Genomic DNA, 21,194 nt, shown 5'->3' on the forward strand with positions numbered 1-21,194 from the left:
GAACGTTCAGTAAGGAGAAGTGTCATGCGCGTACTCGTCTCCGGCGCGAGCATCGCCGGCCCCGTGGTGGCCTACTGGCTGACGCGCCAGGGCTTCGACGTCACGGTCGTGGAACGGGCCCCGGCGTTGCGGAAGACCGGCGGCCACGCCATCGACCTGTTCGGGCCGGCCATGGCCATCGCCGAGCAGATGGGCGTCCTCGACCGCGTCATCGAGCACGCCACCGGCACCGGACGCCTGATCATGCACCGCATCGGGGCCCGGCGGCCGACCCACATCGACTATCACAAGCTGTCGGCAGCCATCTCCGACCGGCACGTGGAGATCATGCGCGACGACCTCAGTGAGATCTTCTACGACGCGGGCCGCGCCGACGTCGAGTACCTATTCGGCGACCACATCACCGCCATAGCCCCTGACGGCGATGTCACGTTCGCCCGCTCGGCGCCACGCGGATTCGACGTGGTCATCGGCGCCGACGGCCTCCACTCCGGTGTGCGGCGCCTGGCGTTCGGCGAGGACGCCGGCCACACCGAGTTCCTCGGCGGCTACCTCGCGGTGGTGTCGGTACCGAAAGACTTCGCGCGCGACGGTGAGTCGACCGGCTTCATCGAAGTGGACCGTATGGCCATGATTTACACCGCCGACCACCTGGAGGACGCCCGGGCGGTCTTCATTTTCAGGCCCGCCGCCGCCTACCACTACGACCACCGCGATCACGCCGGTCAGAAAGAGCAGTTGCGGCAGCGCTTCGGCGGGATGTCGGGTCCCGTCGACCGTTGGCTGGCCGAGATGGACCACACGCCGGCCTTCTACTTCGACGCGATCGACCAGCTGCAGCTGACGAGCTGGTCCCGCGGTCGGGTCACGCTGGTCGGCGACGCCGGATACTGTCCCGGCCCTGCCGTCGGAGGCAGCACCAGCCTCGCCGTCATCGGGGCATACGTCCTCGCCGGCGAGCTCGATCGCGCCGCCGGGGACCACACCGTCGCGTTCCCCGCGTACGAAGACGTCATGACCCCGGCGGTGATCGGCAGCCGGGCACTGGCGAAGAGAATGGCCGGCAGCATCCTGCCGTCGTCGGGTCTCGGAGTCCGGGCGCTGCTGGCCGCGGGGCGGCTCATCTCGGTGCTGCCCAGCCCCATCGGCCGGGCATTGGCCGGGCTGGACGACCGCGGCGTCCGGTTCTTCGACTCGATCCGCATCCCCGACTACCCGGCCCTCGCTGCTCGCTGACTCTGCGAGCGCATCGAGGCTGTCGGTGGCCGTGGGTACCGTCGCGATCATGGCCCTCAGCAGAGAAGAACGCGAACAGTTCCTGGCCGAACCGCACGTCGCCGCCCTGTCGGTGTCCGCGGGCACCGGCCGCGGCCCGTTGACCGTGCCGATCTGGTACCAGTACCGCCCCGGTGGTGAGCCGTGGGTGCTCACCGGCGCGGGCTCCCGCAAGCACCGGCTCATCGAGGCGGCCGGCCACTTCTCCCTCATGGTCGAGCGGGTCGAGCCCACCACCCGCTATGTCGCCGTGGACGGCCCGGTCAGCCGCATCGAGCCCGGCACCGACGAGTTGATGGAGGAGGTCACCCGCCGCTACCTCTCCGGAGACGCCGCCGAGCAGTACCTGGCGTTCGCCAAAGAGAATCTCGGCGAGCACGTCGCCATCCACCTCACCCCCGAGCACTGGCTGTCGGCGGACATGGGCTCGTTCTGACCGCCATGTCGTCGCGACAGCTTTTGTTCCGTGTGTTCTACCGCCTCGGCTTCACGCCGTGGGACGGCCACCCGTTGGCCGAAAGCCTGCGTGCGCTGGTGGAGGGCGAGTCGGCGCTCCCTGCGCGCACGGCGCTGGACATCGGCTGCGGGACCGGCGACACCTCGATTTACCTGGCGAAGCACGGCTGGCACGTCACCGGGGTCGACTACCTCGCCCGTCCGCTGGACCGGGCGCGGGCGAAGGCTGCCGCCGCGAAGGTGACGTCGAGCTTCGTGCGGGCCGACGCCACCCGGCTGACCAGCGAGGGTGTCGGCACCGGCTTCGACCTGATCGTGGACAACGGCTGCCTGCACGGCATGAGCGACGCCGACCGGGACGCCTATGTCCGCGAGGTCACCGCCGTCGCCGCCCCCGAAGCCCGATTGCTCATCGTCGCATTCCGGCCTGGCAGCTCCTTCGGAGTCCCCGGCATAGACCCCGCGGAGGTGCAGCGCCGCTTCGCCGCCGCTTGGACGCTGCTGGACTCGGGCTCCGAGTCGGCGATGGACCACAACGGCAGAGACCCGGCCCGCTACTACGTGTTCGCGCGCACCGGCTCGTAGAGCGCCGCGACGTCGGGCAGCCGGACCTTCAGCGACGCTGTGCGCGGCAGCTCCTCGACCGCGAGGACGGCGACCGGCACGTGGTGCCTGGGCAACGACTCGCGCACCAGGTCCTGCAGTTCCTGCTCTGTCGGCACGGGCCGGCCCGGCGCGGGTTCGAACGCCGCGAACGGCACCTCCCCCAGCCGTGCGTCCCGCACACCGACCACGCATGCGTCCCGAACACCGGGGTGCGACAACAACACCCGGCGCACCGTCTCCGGCAGCACCTTGAAGCCACCGCGGATGATCGCGCCGTCGGTGCGGCCGTGCAGCGTGACGAAGCCGTCGGCATCCATCGACGCGACGTCGGTGGTGCGGATCCAGTCCGGCGTGATCACCGGGATGCGCGCCTCGAGCACGCCCTGCTCACCGATGGGCACCTCGGCGCCGCTGTCCTGGTCGACGACGCGCACCTCGGTGTCGGGCAGCGGCCTGCCCACGCTCTCCCGCTTGCTGTCGCCGTAGCGCGCCACCAGTTCCGGCGTCCACGCGCACACCGAACCCGCGAATTCCGTTGCCCCGTAGGCCAACTGCACGGGTATCCGGTACCGGCGCTCGAACTCGTCTCGGGTCCGCGAGTCGAGCGGGCCTGAGGCACTGATGATGTACTGCAGCGAGGACAGGTCCTCGGGGTCGACGTCGGCGTCCAGCAGCATTCGCACCACCGCGGGCTGCACACCCGACCGCGCGATGCGGTGCGTCCGCACGGCCCGCACCCAGGCGTCGACGCCGAACTTCTCGAGCAGCACGATCCGCCGGCCGGTGTAGAAGCCGGTGATCAACTGGCACACGCCGATTCCGCCGAACGGCCAGTAGGACAGCTCCGGTGGATCCTGCGGGGAGGCGGACCGGCCGCCGGTCACGCTGAACACTGTGCGCTCCAGCACCGTGGTGTCGATGGACTGCCGTTTCGGCGGGCCGGTCGTGCCGCTGGTGAGGATCTGCAGGCCTGCGCCGGCCCGGGTCGGGTGCGCACCGGTCACCCGGGTCAGGCCGTCGAGCATCTCGGCGCCGGCGGGTGAGATCGCCACTCCCGCAGTGCCTGCGCGTGCGGCGGCCGCCAGCACCGGTGCCGTCCAGTCCTCGGCGTCGGCCACGACCGCGGCCAGGTCGAGCGACTCGACGTCGCGGGCGATCGCCTCCGGCGACTGGAAGGAATAGATCATCGACACCCAGCGCCGGTCGGCGAGCAGGCCCGCGATGGTCGCCGCATGCCATGGCCGGTTCCGCACCACCAGCCCGACCGGGGCGTCCTGGCCCACACCGGCGTCCCGCAGTGCGGCGGTCACCGCGTCGGCGTGCGCGACGATCTCGTCGCCGGTGTGCCACCTGCCCTCGAACTCCAGGCACGGCCCGGCGCCGTAGCCCCTCAGCCCTGCCGCGAACGTCTCGGTGAAGTCGGCCACGCCTGGAGGCTAACGCCGAGCAGACGCAGAATCCCCCGAAACCCAGCGGTTTCGGGGGATCCTGTGTTGCTCGGGAGAACTAGCTCAGCGAGGCCGGTGGGTTGAACCGGTCGCCGTACTTGGCGGCCAGCTCCTTGGCCCGGGCCACGAAGGCCTCCTTGCCGACACCGCCCGCACCTTCGTAGCCGACGATGAACTGCGCCGAGCCACCGGTGTACGGCGGGAAGCCGATGCCCATGATCGAGCCGATGTTCGCATCGGCGGTGGTGGTGAGCACGCCCTCGTCGAGGCACTTCTGCGTCTCGAGCGCCTCGGCGAACAGCATCCGGTCGATCATGTCCTGCAGCGGCAGTTCGGTGCTGCCCGAGTTGAACGTCTCCTTCAGGCCCGGCCACAGGCCGACCCGCTTGCCGTCGACGTACTCGTAGAACCCGGCGCCCTTGAGGCGGCTGGGCCGCTCGATCTCGATCATCTTCTCGACGACCGCCTCGGCCGGGTGCGGCTCGTAGCTGCCGCCCGCGTCCTCCACACCCTTGCGGGTCGCGGTGGCGATCTTGTGCATCAGCTCGAGGTTGAGCTCATCGGACAGCTGCAGCGGCGGTGCCGGGTAGCCGGCCTGCGAACCCGCCTGCTCGATGCTCGCCGGCGCGACGCCCTCGCCGAGCATGGCCAGCGCCTCGTTGACGAAGGTGCCGATGACGCGGCTGGTGAAGAAGCCGCGGCTGTCGTTGACGACGATCGGCGTCTTGCCGATGGCCAGCGTGTAGTCGAACACCCGGGCCAGCGCCTCGTCGGAGGTCTTCTCGCCACGGATGATCTCCACCAGCGGCATCTTGTCGACCGGTGAGAAGAAGTGGATGCCGATGAAGTCCTCCTGGCGCTTCACGCCGGTCGCCAGACCGGTGATCGGCAGCGTGGAGGTGTTCGAGCCGAGCAGCGCGTTGGGCTCGACGATGTCCTCGATCTCCTGGAACACCTTGTGCTTGAGTTCCTGGCTCTCGAAGACGGCCTCGATGACGAAGTCGACGCCCTTGAAGTCCGCGGCGTCGGCGGTCGGCGTGATGCGGGCCAGCAGCTCCTTGGACTTCTCCTCTGTGGTGCGTCCCCGCTCGAGTGCCTTGGCCTCGATCTTCTCCGAGTAGTTCTTGCCCTTCTCGGCGGCCTCGATCGACACGTCCTTGAGCACGACGTCGTAGCCGGCCTTGGCCGAGACGTAGGCGATGCCCGCGCCCATCATGCCGGCGCCGAGCACGCCGATCTTGTCGATCTTGACCGGCTCGATGCCGTCGGGCCGCGAGCCGCCGGAGTTGATGTACTGCAGGTCGAGGAAGAACGCCTGGATCATGTTCTTGGCGACCTGGCCGGTGACCAGCTGGGTGAAGTAGCGGCTCTCGATGCGGCTGGCCGAGTCGAAGTCGACCTGCGCACCCTCGACCGCGGCGTCGAGGATCGCCCGCGGGGCCGGCATCGGCGCACCCTTGAGCTGCTTCTTCAGCAGCGCCGGGAACGACGGCAGGATGGCGGCGAGGCCGGGCGAGCTCGGGGTGCCACCGGGCATCTTGTAGCCCTTCTGGTCCCACGGCTGGGTGTGGCTCTCCGGGTTGGCCTTGATCCACGCCTTCGCGGCGGGCACCAGTTCCTCGACGCTGCCGACGAGTTCGTCGACCAGGCCGGCGTCCTTGGCCTTGCCCGGCTTGAACCGGGTGCCCTGGCTGAGGATCTCCATGAACGCCTTCTGGATGCCGAACATCCGGACGGTGCGGGTGACACCGCCGCCACCGGGCAGCAGGCCCAGGGTGACCTCGGGCAGGCCGATCTGCACGCCCTTGACGTCCGCGGCGATGCGGTGGTGACACGCCAGCGCGATCTCCAGGCCACCGCCGAGCGCGGCGCCGTTGATGGCGGCGACCACCGGCACGCCGAGGGTCTCCAGCTTGCGAAGGTCGGCCTTGACGGCCTCGACCATCTCGAACGCCTCGGCGGCGTTCTCGGGACCCAGGTTGATCATGCCCTTGAGGTCACCACCGGCGAAGAAGGTCTTCTTCGCGCTGGCGATGACGACGCCGGTGATCGAGTCCTTCTCGGCGACAAGCCGTTCGACGGCCTTGTTCATGGACTCTTGGTAGTGCTCGTTCATCACGTTGGCCGAACCGGTCGGGTCGTCCAGCGTCAGGGTGACGATGCCGTCGGCATCCTTGTCCCACTGAATGGTGTTCTCTGCCATGCTCTTAAACCCTCTCGATGATGGTCGCGACACCCATGCCGCCGCCGATGCACAGCGTGACGAGCGCCCGGCGCGCGTTGCGGCGCTCGAGCTCGTCGACCATGGTTCCGGTGATCATCGCGCCGGTGGCGCCCAGCGGGTGGCCCATCGCGATGGCGCCGCCGTTGACGTTGAGCTTCTCGTCGGGGATGTTCAGGTCCTTCTGGAACTTCAGCACCACCGAGGCGAAGGCCTCGTTCAGCTCGAACAGGTCGATGTCGTCGACCGTCAGGCCGGCCCGGTCGAGCACCTTCTTGGTGGCCGGGGTCGGGCCGGTCAACATGATGACCGGATCGGCGCCGCTGGTGGCGGTGGCCACGATGCGCGCCCGCGGGGTCAGGCCCTGCGACGTGCCGGCTTTCTCACTCCCGACGAGCACCAGCGCGGCGCCGTCGACGATGCCGGAGCTGTTGCCGCCGGTGTGGACGTGGTTGATCTTCTCGACGTAGTGGTACTTCTGCAGCGCCACGTCGTCGAATCCGCCCATCGCGCCGACGCCGTCGAAGGCGGTGCGCAGCTTGGCCAGGCCCTCGGGGGTGGTGTCCGGGCGCATGTGCTCGTCATGGTCGAGGACGACGAGGCCGTTCTGGTCCTTCACCGGGATGACCGACTTGGCGAAGTAGCCGCCCGACCATGCGGCGGCCGCCTTCTCCTGGCTGCGCAGCGCGTAGGCGTCGACGCCCTCGCGCGAGAAGCCCTCGATGGTCGCGATGAGGTCGGCGCCGATGCCCTGCGGGACGAAGCCGATGCGGTAGTTGGTCTCGGGGTCGGTGGCCCACGCGCCGCCGTCGGAGCCCATCGGGACACGGCTCATCGACTCGACGCCGCCGGCGAGCACCAGATCGTCCCAGCCGGAGCGGACCTTCTGCGCCGCGGTGTTGACGGCCTCCAGGCCGGACGCGCAGAACCGGTTGAGCTGGAAGCCACCCGTGGTCTCGGGCAGCTTGGCCACCAGCGCGGCGGTGCGCGCGATGTCGCCGCCCTGATCGCCGACGGGCGACACCACCCCGAGGATCAGGTCGCTGATCAGGTTCTCGTCGAGGTCGGGATGGCGGCTGCGGAGCTCGTCGATCAGGCCGACGACCAGGTTGACGGGTTTGATCTCGTGCAGCGAGCCGTTCTTCCCCTTGCCGCGGGGAGTGCGGATCGCCTCGTAGATGAAGGCTTCTTCAGACATGAAGCGAAGCGTAACAGCCTAAACCAACCTGTTGGTTGGGCGGTCACCCTTTCCCGCGAGCAGACGCAAAGTCGCATGATTCGCCACTCAGGCGTGCGAATCTACGTCTGCTCGCCGAGAAAGTGTCAGGCGGTCTGGCGCTGCGCTTCCAGCGTCGGGTAGTCGATGTAGCCGACCGGCCCGGGGGCGTAGAACGTCGCGGGATCGGGCTCGTTGAGTTCGGCGCCGAGCAGCAACCGGTCGATCAGGTCCGGGTTGGCCAGGTAGGACCGCCCGACGGCGGCGGCGCTGATCGCACCCCAGTCGGCGAAGCTCTCCAGCTGGCAGAAGTCGGTGCCGGTGTCACGCCCGGTGTTCAGCACGAACGTCCCCGACCACAGCGCCCGCAGCGTGCCGAACAGCGGCGTGGTGGGGTCGACGAGCACGTGCAGATAGGCGATGCCCAGCGGCGTGATGCGAGCCAGCAGCGCCTCGTAGGCACTGACCACGTCGTCCTCACGCATGTCGCCCGCGGGATTCCCGGGCGAGATGCGCAGGCCCACCCGGCCCGCACCGATCTCGTCGACGACCGCCTCGACCACCTCGGCGGTCAGCCGGGCGCGGTTGGCCGCCGATCCGCCGTAGGAGTCGGTGCGCCGGTTCACGACGTCGGAGAGGAATTCGTGCAGCAGGTAGCCGTTGGCCGAGTGGATCTCCACCCCGTCCATGCCTGCGTCGACGGCCCGGCGGGCGGCGACGCGGAACGCTGCCACGATCTCACCGATCTCGTCGACCGCCAGTGCGCGCGGCACCGGCAGTGGCTTGCGGCCCTGCGGAGTGCGCGCGTCCAGGTCGGCGGCGACCGCCGACGGGCCCACCGTCTCGGTGCCGCTGAGGTCGGGGTGGCCCATCCGGCCGACGTGCCAGAGCTGGAGGAACATCCTGCCGCCCGCGGCGTGCACGGCCTCGGCGATCCCGGCCCACGCGTACTGCTGCCGGTCGGTGAACACGCCGGGGGTGTTCGGGTACGCCCCGCCCGCGCCGGGTGACACCGCGGTGGCCTCACTGATGATCAGGCCCGCCGACGCGCGCTGCGCGTAGTAGGTGGCCGCCAGGTCGGACGGCGTGCCGTCGGCGTCGGCGCGCGACCTCGTCAGGGGCGCCATGAAGAGCCGGTTCGCGACCGGGGTGTCACCGACCTGGATCGGCGTGAGGAGCGTGGCGTCGGCAGCGAGTTGGAAAGTCACGCAGGCAACAAGTGCCGGGACACCGCGGTTCATTCCCGCGGCTACGCTCGGCAGCCATGACGGTTTCGCGGCTGCGCCCCTTCGCGGTGACGGTGTTCGCCGAGATGTCGGCGCTGGCCGCCCGCATCGGCGCGGTCAATCTGGGCCAGGGATTCCCCGACGAGGACGGCCCGCCGGCCATGCTCGAGGCCGCCCGGGCCGCCATCGCCGACGGGGACAACCAGTACCCGCCCGGCCTCGGCATCGCGCCGCTGAGGAAGGCGATCGCCGCACAGCGCCAACGCCACTTCGGCACCGTCTACGACCCGGACACCGAGGTGCTCGTGACGGTCGGCGCCACCGAGGCGATCGCGTCGGCGGTGCTCGGCCTGGTCGAGCCCGGATCCGAGGTGCTGCTGATCGAGCCGTTCTACGACTCCTACTCCCCCGTCCTAGCGATGGCGGGTTGCCACCGGGTCGCGGTGCCGCTCGCCCAGGTCGGTGACGGCTTCGCGATCGACGTCGACGCGCTGGGCCGCGCGGTGACACCCCGCACCCGGGCGCTGATCCTGAACTCGCCGCACAATCCCACCGGCATGGTCGCCGGCGATGCCGAACTGGCCGCCATCGCCGAACTGGCTGTCGCCCACGACCTTCTGGTGATCAGCGACGAGGTGTACGAACACCTCGTCTTCGACGGACGCACGCACCTGCCGCTGGCCAACTACCCCGGGATGGCGGCGCGCACGATCACGATCTCCAGTGCCGCCAAGATGTTCAACGTCACCGGCTGGAAGGTCGGGTGGGCCTGCGGCCCAGCGGATCTCATCGCCGGGGTGCGTGCGGCCAAGCAGTACCTGACCTACGTCGGAGGTGCGCCGTTCCAGCCGGCGGTGGCCCACGCCCTCGACCACGAGGACGCGTGGGTGGCCGCGTTGCGCGACTCGCTGCAGGCCAAGCGCGACCGGCTCGGATCGGCGCTCGTCGACCTCGGCTTCGACGTGCACCCCAGCTCGGGCACCTACTTCCTGTGTGCCGATCCGCGTCCGCTGGGCTACACCGACAGCACCGCGTTCTGCGCGGAGCTGCCCGAGCGCGCCGGTGTGGCCGCGATCCCGATGTCCGCGTTCTGCGATCCCGCCGCCGCGCACGCCGACGCGTGGAGCCACCTGGTGCGGTTCGCGTTCTGCAAGCGCGACGACACCCTCGACGAGGCGATCCGCCGGCTGCAGGTGCTGCGCGGCTGAGGTTCAGAGCGAGGCGGCCACCGACCACAGCGCCTCGCGGGCGCGGTCGTCCACCGGACCCACCGGCGCGAGCGCGACATCGGTGGCGCCTGCATCGAGGTAGCGGCGCAGCTGCCGCAGCACCGACTCGGCAGGCCCGACCGCCGCGAGTTCCGCTGCGCCGGAGACATTCTCGCGCGCCAGGATCTTCTGATACGACGGGATCTCGTTGTAGAAGCCGAGTTCCGCGGCAACGGCCTCGTGCACGCTGCCGGGGTCGTCGGTCACGAACACCGGCACCATGGCGATGACGCGCGGTCGTGGCCTGCCGGCGTCGGCTGCGGCGCGGTTGATGGTGGGGACGATGAAGTCCGCGATGGTCCGCGGCCCGGCGAGGTAGGGCAGTGTCCCGTCGGCGAGTTCGCCGGTGACGTGCAGCGCCTTGGGTCCCATGGCCGCGACGTAGACGGGCACCGGGGTGCCGCCCGCCACCGTCGCGGGCCACGCCGGGCTGGAGGTGATCGCCTCGCCGTGGAAGTCGACGGTGCCGGTGTCGAGCAGCGAACGCAGCACCGTGAGGTGTTCGCGCAGCCGGCCGACCGGGTCGGGCCATGTCGCGCCGAACGCCAGCCGTTCGGGTTCGTGGGCGCCGAGCCCGAGGCCGAGGCTGAAGTTGCCGTGCGCGGCGGCCTGCGCGGTCTGCGCCGCCGACGAGATCAGCAGCGGATGCCGGGGGTTGATCGGCACCACCGACGTCCCGACGCCGAGGCCCGGCACGGCGGCGCCGATCAGGCCGGCCAGCGCGATGGCGTCGTGATCGACGCGCTGGGCCAGCCACACCTGCGTGACACCTGCCCGCTGCGCGGCGGTGGCCTGTGCCACGGCGTCGTCGACCGCGTTGGCGGCGTCGGGTCGGGGATGGATGACTACTCCGGTCGGCATGTCAGTGCCAACCGGGACGGCCGTGCGCTCATTCCGTTCGGATCAGCGCGAGTCCTATTCGGCGCGAGTCCTACTGAGCACCCGTCGGCGCAGCTGCTCGATCGCCGAGTCGAGCACGATCTTCTTGGCCCGCTTGATCAGGAATTCCGGGATGGGGGCCGACGGGTCGACGATGACGTCGAAGCGCACCCGGGTGCGGTCGCCCTCGGGGGTGAGGTTGTACTCGACGTGCTGGCCGCGCTGCTGGAAGGTGTCGGCGGCGTCCCACACGACCCAGTGCCTGCCCCAGTGGTATTCGAGCATCTCCTTGTCGGTGATGCCCATCAGGCGCAGCGTGGCCCGCACGTGGAACGGCCTGCCGTCGGGATGGCGGTCGAGCACCTCGACGTTCTTGTACACCGACGACCAGGCCGGCAGGTCCTCGATGTCGGCGAGCACGTCCAGGATCGCCTCCGGGGAGGCGTCGATCACTGCTTCCTTGGACGCGCGAACGGCCATACCGGCAAATGTAGCCCTGGGCCGCCGCGCAGGGTCGGGGTTCGGGCGAGCGCGTCAGTCGAGCGTCGCCCAGAAGTCGCTGAGGGCGGCCGCCCCGCGGGCCGGATCCTCCACCATCCACCAGTGTCCGAGGCCGTCGAGGACCTCGGTGCGCGCCCCGGCCCGGTCGGCGGCTCGCCCGCGCGACGGTCCGGGACGTGCGAAGGGGTCATCGGTCGCGAGGATCGACAGGCCTGGGCGGGCCGCGGCTTTCTCCAGGTCGCGGCCGGCCTGCGCCATCGCGGGCTGGCGCGCCGAGCGGTACAGCAGCAGGATCGCGCGGGCCATCTCCGGCCCCTGCCCGGCGGCGATCTTCTCGCCCGTCTCCAGCGGTATGCCGAACGTGGCCATCCGCTCTGCGCGTTCGCGCACCGTTCCGCCGAGCAGGTCGTCGACCAGCTTCTCGCCCTCGCCCTCGGTCTGCCACACCTGCGCCATGTCGTGCCAGACGTAATCGGGGTCGAACAGTCCGAGGACGTCGCTGGCCCAGCTACGCACGAGCTCCGGGCGGTGCATCACCACGTTCACCACGTGGCCGCCGCCCCAGTCGTGACCGACGAGGTCGATCGGGCCGTCGATACGCGTCAGCTCGTCTTCCAGCCAGTCCCGGTACGCCGTGAACGTCGCGGCGAAGCCGTCGGGAAGCGGGGCGCCGAAACCCGGGGGCGACAGCCGCACCACGTCGTCACGCCCCAGCGCGTCGACCAGTGGATCCCACAGGGCGTCGGTCTCCGGATTGCCGTGCACCAGGACGATGGTCATGGTCCTGATCTTGGCACGGCGCGACGGCCGCGGTCAGGACTTCTTGACCTTCAGCACCCGCTTGCGCAGGCCTTCGGTGGCGGTGTCGAGCAGACCCTTGGCGCCCTTCTTGATCAGGAAGCCGGGCAGCGGTACCAGCGGGTCGACGGTGAGCTCGAACCGCACCTTGGTGCCGTCGCCCTCCGGGGTCAGGGTGTAGCGGGCGTCCTGGCCCTTCTGCTGCTTCGATTCCACGAGCGTCCAGCTGACGCCGTCGTCGTGCACGGTGTAGTCGAGCACCTGCTCGTCGCTGACGCCGACGATCTTCACGACCTGCCGCGAGCGTTTCGGCCTGCCCTCGTCGTCACGTTCGAGGATCTCGACCTCCTGGTGCGCCGACGACCATTCGGTCAGCGATTCGAGATCGTAAAGTACTTCCAGGATTTCGTCCGGAGTCGCCTCGATGAGGATCTCGCGGGTCTCGGTGATGGCCATGGTGGGCTAGTTGCCACCGTTCTTCAGTTTCAAAACCTGCTTGCGCAGTCCGTCGGTCGCGGTCTCCATCGCGCCCTTGAGCGCCCGCTTGAGGATGAAGCCGGGGATCGGCACCGATGGATCCGCGGTCAGGTCGAACCGCAGCCGGATCTTGTCCCCCTCCGGGGTGAGCGTGTACTTGCCGTCCTGCGCCTTGAGCTGGCCGGCCGACACGAGTGTCCAGCTCGCGCTCGCGTCGGTCCAGGTGTACTCGACGACCAGTTCGTCGGAGATGCCCGCGGACTTCACCTTCATCTTCACCCGGTGCGGCCTGCCGTCGTCGTAGGCCTCGAGGACCTCGGCCTTCTGGTACTGGGGCGACCAGTCCGGGGTCGATTCGACGTCGGCGATGACGTCGAGGATCTCCTCGGCGGTCGCTTCGACGAGCACTTCACGGGAATCGCTGACGGCCATGGCGTGACCATAGTCAGCGTGCCGGCGCGGCGGGTTACTTCCCCCGCTTCCGCACCGCGAGCACGCGCGAGCGCAGGCCGTCGGTCGCCGTGTCGATCACGCCCTTGGCCGCCCGCTTGAGCATGAACCCGGGCATCGGCATGACGGGGTCGACGGTCACCTCGAAGCGCACCAGTGTCCGGTCGCCCTGTGGGACGAGCGTGTAGCGGGCGTCCTGCGAGCGCTGCCACGTCGAGCTGACCAGGGTCCAGCCGTATCCGTCGTCGTGATAGGTCAGCGCGATCTCGGTCTCGTCGGTGATGCCGACGGTCTGCACGGTCGCCCTGCTGCGCAGCGGCCTGCCCCGGTCGTCGCGCTCGAGCACCTCCGAACTCTCGTGCGCGGGCGACCACTGCGGCAGCGATTCGAGGTCGAGCATGACGTCGAGGATCTCCTCGACGCCGGCCTCGATGATCACCTCGCGACGCAGCGTGACGGCCATCCGTTGACGATAGGCTGCGCGCATGACTGAAGCGGTCGATCCCGCGGTGCCGCCGAGCGGAACCGGTTGTGTGGAATGCGAAGCGGACGACGGCTGGTGGGTGCACCTGCGGCGCTGCGCGGCATGCGGGCACATCGGCTGCTGTGACGATTCGCCCGCCCGGCACGCCTCGGCGCACTGGCGCGGCAGCGGGCACCCGATCATCCAGTCCTTCGAACCGGGCGAGGACTGGTTCTGGAACTTCACGACCGACGACTACTACGACGGCCCGGAACTCGCCGCGCCGCACAGCCGTCCGGCCGACCAGACGGTTCCGGGCCCGCGCGGCAGGGTCCCGAAGGACTGGGCCGAGCAGCTGCGCAACGGCCGGGACTGAAGCGCGGCGCGAGCCGTTTCCGATCCCGGTGACCAGGGTATTCAGCGCCGGTGAGCAAGGAAAAGCCGGACACCAGCGAGACCGACAAGGGTTCCGATCAGGCCAAGGACGACGTCATCAGTGATCCCGCCGAGGGCGCCGACGACCGGGTCGACTGGTCCAGCGAGGGCGGTGCGACACCCGGCGGTCCCGCCGACACCGGCGATCCCACCCAGTAGTCATCTGTAGGACTCGGCGAGTGCCGAAAGCGTTTCGGCGGCAGAATGTTTCGGCGTCCAACCCAGCTCGGTGCGCGCTCGGGTGGTGTCCATCACCACCGACGTGCGGCCGATGTGCAGCCATTCCAGCACCGACGGCACGAAGGGCAGCCGCGCGACGACCTCCGACGCCGCCGACACCGTGACTCTGGGAACCCGCACCGGCCGCGCACCGAGTGCGTCGGCCACGTCGGACATCGACAGCACGCCGTCGCCGGCGATGTTGTACGCCCCCGGCGGCGCCGCACTCGTCGCGGCCAGCGCGATGGCGTCGGCCACGTCGTCGTGATGCACCAGTTGCAGCGGCGTGCCGGGGTCCGGGAAGGGCGGTTTGAGCAACGGGAACATCCGGGTGGCGCGGCGGACCGGGCCCGGCAGCTGGTTCCACGGCATCACCTCGGCCAGCGCGGGCGCGTCGGGGCCGGCCACGATGCACGGGCGCAGAACGAACACCTCGAGGCCGGAGCCGTCGGTGATCTCGGCAAGGGCGGCCTCGCAGGCCGCCTTCTGCTCCGAGTAGTAGTGCTCGGGCGAGCCGCGGGGCGGGACGTCCTCGGTGATCGGCACGGGGTTGTCGGAGTGGTAGCCGTAGGCCGCCACCGACGAGGTGTACACCAGCCGGCGCGGCCGCTCGGCGGCCACCGTCGCCTCGAAGACGTTGCGGGTGCCCGCCAGGTTCACCCGCGCGCTCTCGGCGCGCGAGCCCATGATGATGAACGCCAGGTGCACCACCACGTCGGCGTCGGCCACCAACGCGTCGACGGCCGCCCGGTCGGTGATGTCGCCCTGCCGGTACTCGGTACGCGTCCAGCCCCGCGCCGCCGGGTCGAAGGGTCTGCGGGCCATCCCGATGATCCGCTCGACGTCGGGGTGGCGCTCCAGCGCGTCCACCGCCGACTTGCCGATCTCTCCGGTGGGGCCCGTGACAGCGACGCGAAGTGACATCCCCAGGTCTTTCCCGGCGCCCGATCGGGTGAAACGTTGAGAACCGGGCCCGCAGGGAATAGAAAGGACACCTACCTCAGAGGAGTGCGATGAAGCTCATCTCGCCGACCGATTCGATGTTCCTGCTCGTCGAATCCCGCGAGCACCCCATGCATGTCGGCGGCCTGCAGTTGTTCGAACCGCCGGACGGCGTCTCGGGCCCGGAGTTCCTGCGGGAGATTCATCAGCAGATGATCGAGCAGACCGAGTTCCACCCGACCTTCCGCAAGCATCCGGGGACGCTGCTCGGCGGGATCGCCAACCTGGCGTGGGCCGAGGACGACGAGGTGGACCTCGACTACCACCTGCGGCGGTCGGCGCTGCCGACGCCGGGCCGGGTGCGCGATCTGCTCGAGTTGACCTCGCGGCTGCACGGGGCGCTGCTCGACCGGCACCGGCCACTGTGGGAGGCCCACCTCATCGAGGGCCTCAACGACAACCGGTTCGCGGTGTACGTCAAGTTCCACCACGCGCTGATCGACGGGGTGTCGGCGCTGAAGCTCACCCAGCGCACGCTGTCGACCGACCCGGACGACGCCAAGGTGCGGGTGCCGTGGAACCTGCCGCGCAAGGAGCGCAGGGCCGAGCTGGAACAGCCGTCATCGTCCCCGCTGCAGGCTCTCGGCCGCCGGCTGGGATCGGTTGCCGCGCTGGCTCCTTCGACGCTGTCACTGGCCCGCTCGGCGCTGCTCGAACAGCAGCTGCAACTGCCGTACGGCGCGCCGCGGACGATGTTCAACGTCCCGATCGGCGGCGCCCGGCGGGTCGCGGCGCAGTCCTGGGCGATGGAACGGCTGCGCGCGGTCAAGTCGGCGGCCGGCGTCACGGTCAACGACGTGGTGCTCGCGATGAGCGCCGGCGCGCTGCGCGCCTACCTGCTGGAGCAGAACGCGCTGCCCGACGCGCCCCTGATCGCCATGGTCCCGGTGAGCCTGCGCACCGAGGAGGAGGCCGACACCGGCGGCAACATGACGGGCGTGGTGCTGTGCAACCTCGCCACCGACACGGCCGATGCCGCCAAGCGCCTCGAGATCATCAGCACGTCGATGCGCAACAACAAGAAGGTCTTCACGCAGTTGCCGCGCGTGCAGCAGTTGGCGCTGTCGGCGACGATGATCGCCCCGCTCGGTCTCGGTGCGGTGCCGGGCTTCGTGTCGGCCGCGCCGCCGCCGTTCAACATCGTCATCTCCAACGTTCCGGGGGCCAGGGAGCCGCTGTACTGGCGCGGCGCCCGCCTCGACGGCAACTACCCGCTGTCGATCGCGCTGGACGGCCAGGCGGTGAACATCACGGTGGCGAACAACGCAGACAACCTGGACTTCGGGCTGGTGGGCGCCAGAGGCAGCGTGCCGCATCTGCAGCGTCTGCTCGGCCACCTCGAGGATTCGCTCAAGGATCTGGAGCGCGCGACCGGCGTCTGAGTCTCAGGCGTCGGCCAGCGCCTGCTTGGCGGCGTTGTAGCCGGGAACGAAGGTGATGCCGGGGCCGCCGTGGCAGCCGGCGCTGCCCAGGTACAGGCCGTGCACCGGAAGCGGTTGATCCACATGGCCTTTCGGGCCCGGGCGGTTGGGGCCCAGTTGCTCGGGGTGGACCAGGCCGTGGCAGTAGTCGCCGCCGGGGGCGCCGAACATGGTGCCCATGTGTTTGGGCGTGAAGATGGTGTGCCGGATGATGCGGGACTCGAAGTCGGGTGCGATGCGGCAGATCTTCTCGATCACCCGCCGCCCCATCTCGGTCTTCATCTCGCCGTAGCCCGACTCCCCCTGCTCGACCGGGAACCACAGCGAGAACGCCGACGCGGCGTGCTTGCCCGGCGGCGCCAGGGTGGGGTCGTTGACCGAGGGGATCTGCAGCGCGATCGACGGGTCGGCGGGCACGACGCCGTGCCTGCAGTCCTCCCACTGCTGCTGCAGTTCCTCCGGGGTGCTGAAGATGCCGATGTTGGACTGCATGGCGGGGTCGTTGAGCAGTTCGTAGGGTGCGGCGAATTCCGGTGTGCCGTCGAGGGCGAAGTGCATCTGCAGGTAGCTGCCGCGGTGGTCGACGCGGGCGTACCTGGCGCGGATGTCGGCCGGTATCGCGGCGGGGTCGAGCAGTCGCGTCACCGTGAGGTCGGGCGCGACGGCGGACACCACCACCGGCGCGGCCAGCCGCGTGCCGTCCTCGAGGCGCACGCCGGCAACCCGGCCGTCATCCACCAAAATCTCGGCGACGTCGGCGCGCAGTCTCACTTCCCCTCCGGCGGAGGTGAACACGTCCTGCAGATGCGACGTGAGCGCACCGATGCCGCCGCGCAGCTTCTTCACCAGCAGGGTGTTCTCGTCGGGAACGGCGAAGCCGTACGCGAGTGCCGCGGCGGTGCCGGGGGTGGCGGGCCCGCGATAGGTGGTGTTGACGGCCAGCAGCGCCAGCATGCCGCGCAGCGCGCCGTGCTTCTCACGGTCGGGCAGGTAGCGGTCGAGCACGTCGGTGACCGAGCCGAACAACAGGTCGGTGATCGTCGAGCGCTCGAACTCGTCTGTGGCACAGGCGTACATCTCGTCGAGCGTCTTCGGTGGCCGGCCGGCCTCGAAGCGCCCGAGCGCGCGGGTCGGGGCCTGGCTCCAGGCCATCAGGCCCGCCATGCCGTTGACCGCCTCGGCGCCGTGCACCTCGTTGAGGTGGGTCAACAGCCGCATCGGGTCGGTGTAGTAGACGACCGGGTCGTCGCCGACACCGCGCAGCGACACCGACATCACGTCGAGGTCGACGGTCGGCAGCGTGTCGAGACCCAGCTCGCGGCTCACCGTCGCGGCGGTGGGGATCTGCACCGAGCCGGCGATCTCGAACCGGTAGCCGTCGAAAAGCTCGACGGTGGAGGCCATTCCGCCCGCGTAGCGTTTGGCCTCAAGGCACACGGTGCGCAGGCCGGCGCGTTGCAGCAGCGCTGCCGCGGTCAGTCCGTTGTGGCCCGCGCCGACGACGATCGCGTCATGATCCGCCATCGGCTGAGGCTGACACGGCGGCGCATGTTTTGTCAATATTGACGAAACTTGCGGCGGGCGGCGCTGGTTTTTGCACTCAGGGCTGCGATCGGCGTGGGCGCACAGCCCTACGTGCAAAATCGAGAGCCGTCAGTCGATGATGCCGCCGCGCAGCGACTCCAGCGCGGCGCGGCACAACCGGGCCAGCTCCGGCAGTGACCGCGGCTCGCTGAGCATCCACATCTCCATCGCCCCGAACACCGCGGCGGCGATGCAGCGCGCCGTGACGGTGAGTCGCAGCCGCTCGTCGGCGTCCACGGGCGGCGGGCGGTCCCGGGCCAGGTGCTCCTCGACCGCCTCGGCGAAGTCCGCCTCGACCTGACGAATGTGCCGCACGATGCGGCCGGGGTCGAGTTCCTCGGACCGGAGCGCGGCGATCTTGGCGACGGCGTCGACGTCATAGGGCGCCGCGAGGATCGCCGAATGCACCGAGTCGACCAGCGATTCGTCGGCGGAGCGGTCGGCCAGCGCGGCGCGGAACCACTGCAGCCCGGCGTCGTAGTCGGCGAACAGCAGATCGTGCTTGGACGCGAAGTGCCGGTAGAACGTCCGCAGCGACACCCCCGCGTCGGCGGCGATCTGTTCGGCCGAGGTGTCCTCGACGCCCTGGGCGAGGAAGCGCACGAGCGCGGCCTGGCGCAGCGCGTCGCGGGTGCGCTCGCTGCGGATGGTCTGAGCCGGCCGGGCCATGCCGGTAACGTACCCGCCTGCGCGCAGCGGTCAGGGTGTCGGCGTGAGCAGGGCGATCGACGCGTCGACGGCCTCCTCGGTGACGTCGCTCATCCGGCCGCCGTCCTCGACGGTGATGGCGGTCAGCTCGCGAAGCCCGCCGAGCAGCATGATGACCCGTTGGCGAGACACCGGCCCGATGCCGGCGGCGCGGAAGCGGTCCGTGCCGCCGAGCGCCTGCACCATGTCGACGAAGTTGTCCATCACGTCGCGCTGCAACCGGCGCGCGGACGCGCCGAGCGACGGCATGTCGCGGATCCAGCTCAACATCAGCGCCGGACGCGACTCCGCGGAGGCGATCCACGCCACGATCGCCTGACGCACCTGGTGCTGCCAGGCAGTGGTCGGGTCGACGGCCGCCGAGATGCTGCGGATGTGCTCGTCGTTGGCGGCCGTGAGCAGCGCGACGAAGCAGGCTTCGCGGTCTTCGAAGTGTTCGTAGAAGGTCCGGCGTGAGGTCCGGGCACGACGGACGATGCCGGCGATGGTGGTCTTCTGGTATCCGTCCTCGGCGATGGACGCCTCGAGCGCGTCGAGCAACCGCTGCCGGAAGCCGCCGGCGTCCTGCCGGCCGCCATGCCGATCGGCGATCACTGCCTGTTCCTTCGCGTCCGCCCCTGCTGAGTGGCCAGGGCCGGGATCGAACCGGCGACCTTCCGCTTTTCAGGCGGACGCTCGTACCAACTGAGCTACCTGGCCGGAAGGCACCGGCCTGACGACCGGTATGCCTCGCCGGATGGCGACCCTGACGGGACTCGAACCCGCGACCTCCGCCGTGACAGGGCGGCGCGCTAACCAACTGCGCCACAGGGCCTTGCTGTAGTGCCACACCGACGTCGCCGCCGGTGCGTCGTACCCCCTACGGGATTCGAACCCGCGCTACCGCCTTGAAAGGGCGGCGTCCTAGGCCGCTAAACGAAGGGGGCCAAGCCGAATCTCTTCGGGGTACTCACAACGCGGACGTTGTGAGCTTCGATAGCTTAGATTACCGGCTCCCGAATCCTCAAATGGGGCCCGTCAGGCGGCCCGGTATTGTGTTTCACCGCGCCCCTATAGCTCAGTTGGTAGAGCTACGGACTTTTAATCCGCAGGTCCCAGGTTCGAGCCCTGGTGGGGGCACCACGATCATCAGTCGCAGCAGTCGTCCCGGCCCGTGCCGCCGCCGACCGGTTGCGCACAGCACGTTTCACCGCGCCACGCGTTGACGCCCTCCCGGATTGCGATGCCGGCGATCACCAGGCCGGCGACCGGGTCGGCCCAGGACCACCCGAAGGCACTGTTGAGCACGAGTCCGACCAGCAGCACCGCCGACAGGTAGGTGCACAGCAGCGTCTGTTTCGAGTCGGCGACCGCCGACAGCGAGCCCAGTTCGCGGCCCGCTCGGCGCTGCGCGTACGACAGCACCGGCATGACGATCAGGCTCAGCGCCGCGAGCACGATGCCCACCGTCGAGTGCCGCGCCTCACCGGCGCCCAGCAGCGCCCGCACCGCGTCGACGGTCACATACGTCGCCAGACCGAAGAACGAGAACGCGATGATCCGCAGCGCGATCTTCTCGCGGGCCTCGGGATCGCGGCCGGCGAACTGCCACGCCACCGCGGCCGCCGAGGACACCTCGATCACCGAGTCGAGCCCGAAGCCGACGAGCGCGGTGGACGACACCCGAGCGCCTTCGGTGATCGCCACGATCGCCTCGACGACGTTGTACGAGATCGTCGCGGCGACGAACAGCCGGATGCGTCTGGACAGCAGGTCGCGGCGGGCAGCGGTGAGCGGAGATGCCATCAGCCGCAACCACACCCGCACTCGCGGCCGTCCGCGCCCGAACAACGACAGGCGGGATCTACGGCCAGCACCAGACCCATCAGATCGGCCAGCGCATGTCCGATGCGGGGATCGGCGAGTTCGTAGCGCGCGCGACGGCCCTCGGGCACCGCCACCACCAGACCGCACCCGCGCAGACAGGCCAGGTGATTCGACAGGATCTGCTTCGACACTCCGATCTCATCGGCCAGGTCGGAGGGATACCCGGGGGCCCGGTTCAGGCGCAGCAGGATGCGTGTCCGCGTGGTGTCGGACAGGGCGTGACCGAACCGGGCCAGCGCATCGGTGTGCTGCAGCGTCTCCACACTTCCGATAGTACAGCGGTATCTGTATCAGGGGTCTGCAGCTTGCCGCGAATGTGAAGCCATGGCGGAAAATCGGCCCGATCTTCGCCATGGCTTCACATTCGGCGCACCTGATCGACGCACGAGCCACGCCACGCCGAACTACCTGAGGCTGCGCCAATGCGAGCGCACGGACCTCACGAAGAGCACGATCCCGATCACCGCGATGCCGGCGAAGACACAGGTGAGCACCATGTTCGTGGTCTCACCGCTGAAGCAGGTGCCGCCCCGGGTCCCGCTGCCACACGAGTAGGCGTCGTTCGGCTCGTCCCGTCCGAGCCACTTGTAGCCGAACACCCCCGCCAGCACCACGAACGCGACGATCCCCACCGACGCGAGGACGGCATTGAGCCAGAAGCCGCCTTTGGTCACG

General features: G+C 69.7%; 24 protein-coding genes and 4 tRNA genes. 8 read left to right on the forward strand and 20 right to left on the reverse strand.

Translation table 11 applies throughout. The features are described 5' to 3' along the window. The first annotated feature begins 24 nt into the window (after positions 1–24). The 3 genes from O6P37_RS03650 to O6P37_RS03660 are packed head-to-tail and all read left to right on the forward strand — an operon-like array spanning position 25 to position 2,316. Entirely contained in the window at positions 25–1,236 is a 1,212-nt protein-coding gene (locus O6P37_RS03650) for an FAD-dependent monooxygenase (protein WP_269892768.1), read from the forward strand. 49 nt (positions 1,237–1,285) lie between these two features. After that, positions 1,286–1,711 carry a pyridoxamine 5'-phosphate oxidase family protein gene (locus O6P37_RS03655; RefSeq protein ID WP_269892769.1) on the forward strand — a complete coding sequence of 142 codons (426 nt, stop codon included), beginning with the start codon at positions 1,286–1,288 and terminating at the stop codon, positions 1,709–1,711. Between the two features lie 5 nt (positions 1,712–1,716). Further along, positions 1,717–2,316, forward strand: coding sequence for a class I SAM-dependent methyltransferase (locus O6P37_RS03660; RefSeq protein ID WP_269892770.1), 600 nt, complete (start codon positions 1,717–1,719; stop codon positions 2,314–2,316). On the opposite strand, the gene O6P37_RS03665 is transcribed toward O6P37_RS03660, so the two are convergent. From O6P37_RS03665 to O6P37_RS03680, 4 genes are all read right to left on the reverse strand, one after another. After that, entirely contained in the window at positions 2,289–3,764 is a 1,476-nt protein-coding gene (locus O6P37_RS03665) for a class I adenylate-forming enzyme family protein (protein WP_269892771.1), read from the reverse strand. The two genes, O6P37_RS03660 and O6P37_RS03665, sit on opposite strands and share 28 nt — an antisense overlap. A gap of 79 nt (positions 3,765–3,843) precedes the next feature. Continuing rightward, positions 3,844–5,988 (reverse strand): 3-hydroxyacyl-CoA dehydrogenase NAD-binding domain-containing protein, encoded by a 2,145-nt coding sequence (locus O6P37_RS03670; RefSeq protein WP_269892772.1) that lies wholly within the window; start codon positions 5,986–5,988, stop codon positions 3,844–3,846. Positions 5,989–5,992: 4 nt separating this feature from the next. Continuing rightward, complete coding sequence (locus O6P37_RS03675) at positions 5,993–7,204, reverse strand: acetyl-CoA C-acetyltransferase (protein ID WP_269892773.1); 1,212 nt, start codon at positions 7,202–7,204, stop codon at positions 5,993–5,995. 125 nt (positions 7,205–7,329) lie between these two features. Then, a complete protein-coding gene (locus tag O6P37_RS03680; protein WP_269892774.1) occupies positions 7,330–8,430 on the reverse strand; it encodes an alkene reductase in 1,101 nt (366 codons plus the stop codon). A gap of 56 nt (positions 8,431–8,486) precedes the next feature. On the opposite strand from O6P37_RS03680, the gene O6P37_RS03685 reads away from it, so the two are divergent. Further along, the gene (locus O6P37_RS03685; RefSeq protein WP_269892775.1) at positions 8,487–9,656 is read left to right on the forward strand and encodes a pyridoxal phosphate-dependent aminotransferase; all 1,170 of its coding nucleotides are present in this window, start codon (positions 8,487–8,489) and stop codon (positions 9,654–9,656) included. A 3-nt stretch (positions 9,657–9,659) separates the two neighbouring features. Here the strand turns inward: O6P37_RS03685 and O6P37_RS03690 are convergent, their stop codons facing one another. From O6P37_RS03690 to O6P37_RS03715, 6 genes are read right to left on the reverse strand one after another with little or no spacing between them, the layout of a single operon-like run. Then, positions 9,660–10,577 (reverse strand): TIGR03564 family F420-dependent LLM class oxidoreductase, encoded by a 918-nt coding sequence (locus O6P37_RS03690; protein ID WP_269892776.1) that lies wholly within the window; start codon positions 10,575–10,577, stop codon positions 9,660–9,662. A 54-nt stretch (positions 10,578–10,631) separates the two neighbouring features. Further along, positions 10,632–11,075 (reverse strand): SRPBCC family protein, encoded by a 444-nt coding sequence (locus tag O6P37_RS03695; RefSeq protein ID WP_269892777.1) that lies wholly within the window; start codon positions 11,073–11,075, stop codon positions 10,632–10,634. A gap of 54 nt (positions 11,076–11,129) precedes the next feature. Next, positions 11,130–11,876: an alpha/beta fold hydrolase gene (locus tag O6P37_RS03700; RefSeq protein WP_269892778.1), complete on the reverse strand. Its 747-nt coding sequence runs from the start codon at positions 11,874–11,876 to the stop codon at positions 11,130–11,132. 33 nt (positions 11,877–11,909) lie between these two features. Then, positions 11,910–12,350, reverse strand: coding sequence for an SRPBCC family protein (locus O6P37_RS03705; protein WP_269892779.1), 441 nt, complete (start codon positions 12,348–12,350; stop codon positions 11,910–11,912). 6 nt (positions 12,351–12,356) lie between these two features. Beyond that, entirely contained in the window at positions 12,357–12,803 is a 447-nt protein-coding gene (locus O6P37_RS03710; protein ID WP_269892780.1) for an SRPBCC family protein, read from the reverse strand. Positions 12,804–12,837: 34 nt separating this feature from the next. Further along, positions 12,838–13,284: an SRPBCC family protein gene (locus O6P37_RS03715; protein WP_269892781.1), complete on the reverse strand. Its 447-nt coding sequence runs from the start codon at positions 13,282–13,284 to the stop codon at positions 12,838–12,840. Positions 13,285–13,306: 22 nt separating this feature from the next. On the opposite strand from O6P37_RS03715, the gene O6P37_RS03720 reads away from it, so the two are divergent. Together O6P37_RS03720 and O6P37_RS03725 are read left to right on the forward strand one after the other, a co-directional pair. Continuing rightward, the gene (locus tag O6P37_RS03720) at positions 13,307–13,660 is read left to right on the forward strand and encodes a UBP-type zinc finger domain-containing protein (RefSeq protein WP_269892782.1); all 354 of its coding nucleotides are present in this window, start codon (positions 13,307–13,309) and stop codon (positions 13,658–13,660) included. Between the two features lie 50 nt (positions 13,661–13,710). Beyond that, positions 13,711–13,878, forward strand: a complete 168-nt coding sequence (locus tag O6P37_RS03725) for a hypothetical protein (protein WP_264013914.1) — start codon at positions 13,711–13,713, stop codon at positions 13,876–13,878. Here the strand turns inward: O6P37_RS03725 and O6P37_RS03730 are convergent, their stop codons facing one another. Then, a complete protein-coding gene (locus tag O6P37_RS03730; protein WP_269892783.1) occupies positions 13,879–14,862 on the reverse strand; it encodes an NAD-dependent epimerase/dehydratase family protein in 984 nt (327 codons plus the stop codon). Positions 14,863–14,951: 89 nt separating this feature from the next. Here O6P37_RS03730 and O6P37_RS03735 point away from each other — a divergent pair, with 89 nt between their 5' ends. Continuing rightward, positions 14,952–16,322, forward strand: a complete 1,371-nt coding sequence (locus O6P37_RS03735; protein ID WP_269892784.1) for a WS/DGAT/MGAT family O-acyltransferase — start codon at positions 14,952–14,954, stop codon at positions 16,320–16,322. Positions 16,323–16,325: 3 nt separating this feature from the next. Here the strand turns inward: O6P37_RS03735 and O6P37_RS03740 are convergent, their stop codons facing one another. The 6 genes from O6P37_RS03740 to O6P37_RS03765 all read right to left on the reverse strand — a co-directional run bounded on the left by O6P37_RS03740 (position 16,326) and on the right by O6P37_RS03765 (position 19,579). After that, positions 16,326–17,885 carry a phytoene desaturase family protein gene (locus O6P37_RS03740; protein WP_269892785.1) on the reverse strand — a complete coding sequence of 520 codons (1,560 nt, stop codon included), beginning with the start codon at positions 17,883–17,885 and terminating at the stop codon, positions 16,326–16,328. Positions 17,886–18,014: 129 nt separating this feature from the next. Further along, positions 18,015–18,614, reverse strand: a complete 600-nt coding sequence (locus O6P37_RS03745) for a TetR/AcrR family transcriptional regulator (protein ID WP_269892786.1) — start codon at positions 18,612–18,614, stop codon at positions 18,015–18,017. A 30-nt stretch (positions 18,615–18,644) separates the two neighbouring features. Further along, entirely contained in the window at positions 18,645–19,247 is a 603-nt protein-coding gene (locus tag O6P37_RS03750; RefSeq protein WP_269892787.1) for a TetR/AcrR family transcriptional regulator, read from the reverse strand. Positions 19,248–19,278: 31 nt separating this feature from the next. After that, a tRNA-Phe gene (locus O6P37_RS03755) sits at positions 19,279–19,352 on the reverse strand. A gap of 38 nt (positions 19,353–19,390) precedes the next feature. Next, a tRNA-Asp gene (locus tag O6P37_RS03760) sits at positions 19,391–19,467 on the reverse strand. 39 nt (positions 19,468–19,506) lie between these two features. Beyond that, positions 19,507–19,579, reverse strand: a tRNA-Glu gene (locus O6P37_RS03765). Between the two features lie 120 nt (positions 19,580–19,699). On the opposite strand from O6P37_RS03765, the gene O6P37_RS03770 reads away from it, so the two are divergent. After that, positions 19,700–19,775: transfer RNA gene (locus tag O6P37_RS03770), tRNA-Lys, on the forward strand. Between the two features lie 6 nt (positions 19,776–19,781). On the opposite strand, the gene O6P37_RS03775 is transcribed toward O6P37_RS03770, so the two are convergent. From O6P37_RS03775 to O6P37_RS03785, 3 genes are all read right to left on the reverse strand, one after another. After that, positions 19,782–20,438, reverse strand: coding sequence for a cation transporter (locus tag O6P37_RS03775; protein WP_269892788.1), 657 nt, complete (start codon positions 20,436–20,438; stop codon positions 19,782–19,784). Further along, positions 20,438–20,782 carry an ArsR/SmtB family transcription factor gene (locus O6P37_RS03780; protein ID WP_269892789.1) on the reverse strand — a complete coding sequence of 115 codons (345 nt, stop codon included), beginning with the start codon at positions 20,780–20,782 and terminating at the stop codon, positions 20,438–20,440. Before O6P37_RS03780 ends, O6P37_RS03775 begins: the two co-directional genes overlap by 1 nt. A 141-nt stretch (positions 20,783–20,923) precedes the next feature. After that, positions 20,924–21,193, reverse strand: a complete 270-nt coding sequence (locus tag O6P37_RS03785) for a hypothetical protein (RefSeq protein ID WP_269892790.1) — start codon at positions 21,191–21,193, stop codon at positions 20,924–20,926. Position 21,194: the final 1 nt, after the last annotated feature.

It is taken from the genome of Mycobacterium hippophais (assembly GCF_027529605.1).
GTDB lineage: Bacteria > Actinomycetota > Actinomycetes > Mycobacteriales > Mycobacteriaceae > Mycobacterium > Mycobacterium arseniciresistens.

What these genes read in the sequence shown, in the direction of transcription:
- O6P37_RS03650 (WP_269892768.1), top strand. Translation starts at nt 25, where the DNA reads ATGCGCGTACTCGTCTCCGGCGCGAGCATCGCCGGCCCCGTGGTGGCC.
- O6P37_RS03655 (WP_269892769.1), top strand. Translation starts at nt 1,286, where the DNA reads ATGGCCCTCAGCAGAGAAGAACGCGAACAGTTCCTGGCCGAACCGCAC.
- O6P37_RS03660 (WP_269892770.1), top strand. Translation starts at nt 1,717, where the DNA reads ATGTCGTCGCGACAGCTTTTGTTCCGTGTGTTCTACCGCCTCGGCTTC.
- O6P37_RS03670 (WP_269892772.1), bottom strand. Translation starts at nt 5,988, where the DNA reads ATGGCAGAGAACACCATTCAGTGGGACAAGGATGCCGACGGCATCGTC.
- O6P37_RS03675 (WP_269892773.1), bottom strand. Translation starts at nt 7,204, where the DNA reads ATGTCTGAAGAAGCCTTCATCTACGAGGCGATCCGCACTCCCCGCGGC.
- O6P37_RS03685 (WP_269892775.1), top strand. Translation starts at nt 8,487, where the DNA reads ATGACGGTTTCGCGGCTGCGCCCCTTCGCGGTGACGGTGTTCGCCGAG.
- O6P37_RS03690 (WP_269892776.1), bottom strand. Translation starts at nt 10,577, where the DNA reads ATGCCGACCGGAGTAGTCATCCATCCCCGACCCGACGCCGCCAACGCG.
- O6P37_RS03695 (WP_269892777.1), bottom strand. Translation starts at nt 11,075, where the DNA reads ATGGCCGTTCGCGCGTCCAAGGAAGCAGTGATCGACGCCTCCCCGGAG.
- O6P37_RS03700 (WP_269892778.1), bottom strand. Translation starts at nt 11,876, where the DNA reads ATGACCATCGTCCTGGTGCACGGCAATCCGGAGACCGACGCCCTGTGG.
- O6P37_RS03705 (WP_269892779.1), bottom strand. Translation starts at nt 12,350, where the DNA reads ATGGCCATCACCGAGACCCGCGAGATCCTCATCGAGGCGACTCCGGAC.
- O6P37_RS03710 (WP_269892780.1), bottom strand. Translation starts at nt 12,803, where the DNA reads ATGGCCGTCAGCGATTCCCGTGAAGTGCTCGTCGAAGCGACCGCCGAG.
- O6P37_RS03715 (WP_269892781.1), bottom strand. Translation starts at nt 13,284, where the DNA reads ATGGCCGTCACGCTGCGTCGCGAGGTGATCATCGAGGCCGGCGTCGAG.
- O6P37_RS03720 (WP_269892782.1), top strand. Translation starts at nt 13,307, where the DNA reads ATGACTGAAGCGGTCGATCCCGCGGTGCCGCCGAGCGGAACCGGTTGT.
- O6P37_RS03730 (WP_269892783.1), bottom strand. Translation starts at nt 14,862, where the DNA reads ATGTCACTTCGCGTCGCTGTCACGGGCCCCACCGGAGAGATCGGCAAG.
- O6P37_RS03735 (WP_269892784.1), top strand. Translation starts at nt 14,952, where the DNA reads ATGAAGCTCATCTCGCCGACCGATTCGATGTTCCTGCTCGTCGAATCC.
- O6P37_RS03740 (WP_269892785.1), bottom strand. Translation starts at nt 17,885, where the DNA reads ATGGCGGATCATGACGCGATCGTCGTCGGCGCGGGCCACAACGGACTG.
- O6P37_RS03745 (WP_269892786.1), bottom strand. Translation starts at nt 18,614, where the DNA reads ATGGCCCGGCCGGCTCAGACCATCCGCAGCGAGCGCACCCGCGACGCG.
- O6P37_RS03775 (WP_269892788.1), bottom strand. Translation starts at nt 20,438, where the DNA reads ATGGCATCTCCGCTCACCGCTGCCCGCCGCGACCTGCTGTCCAGACGC.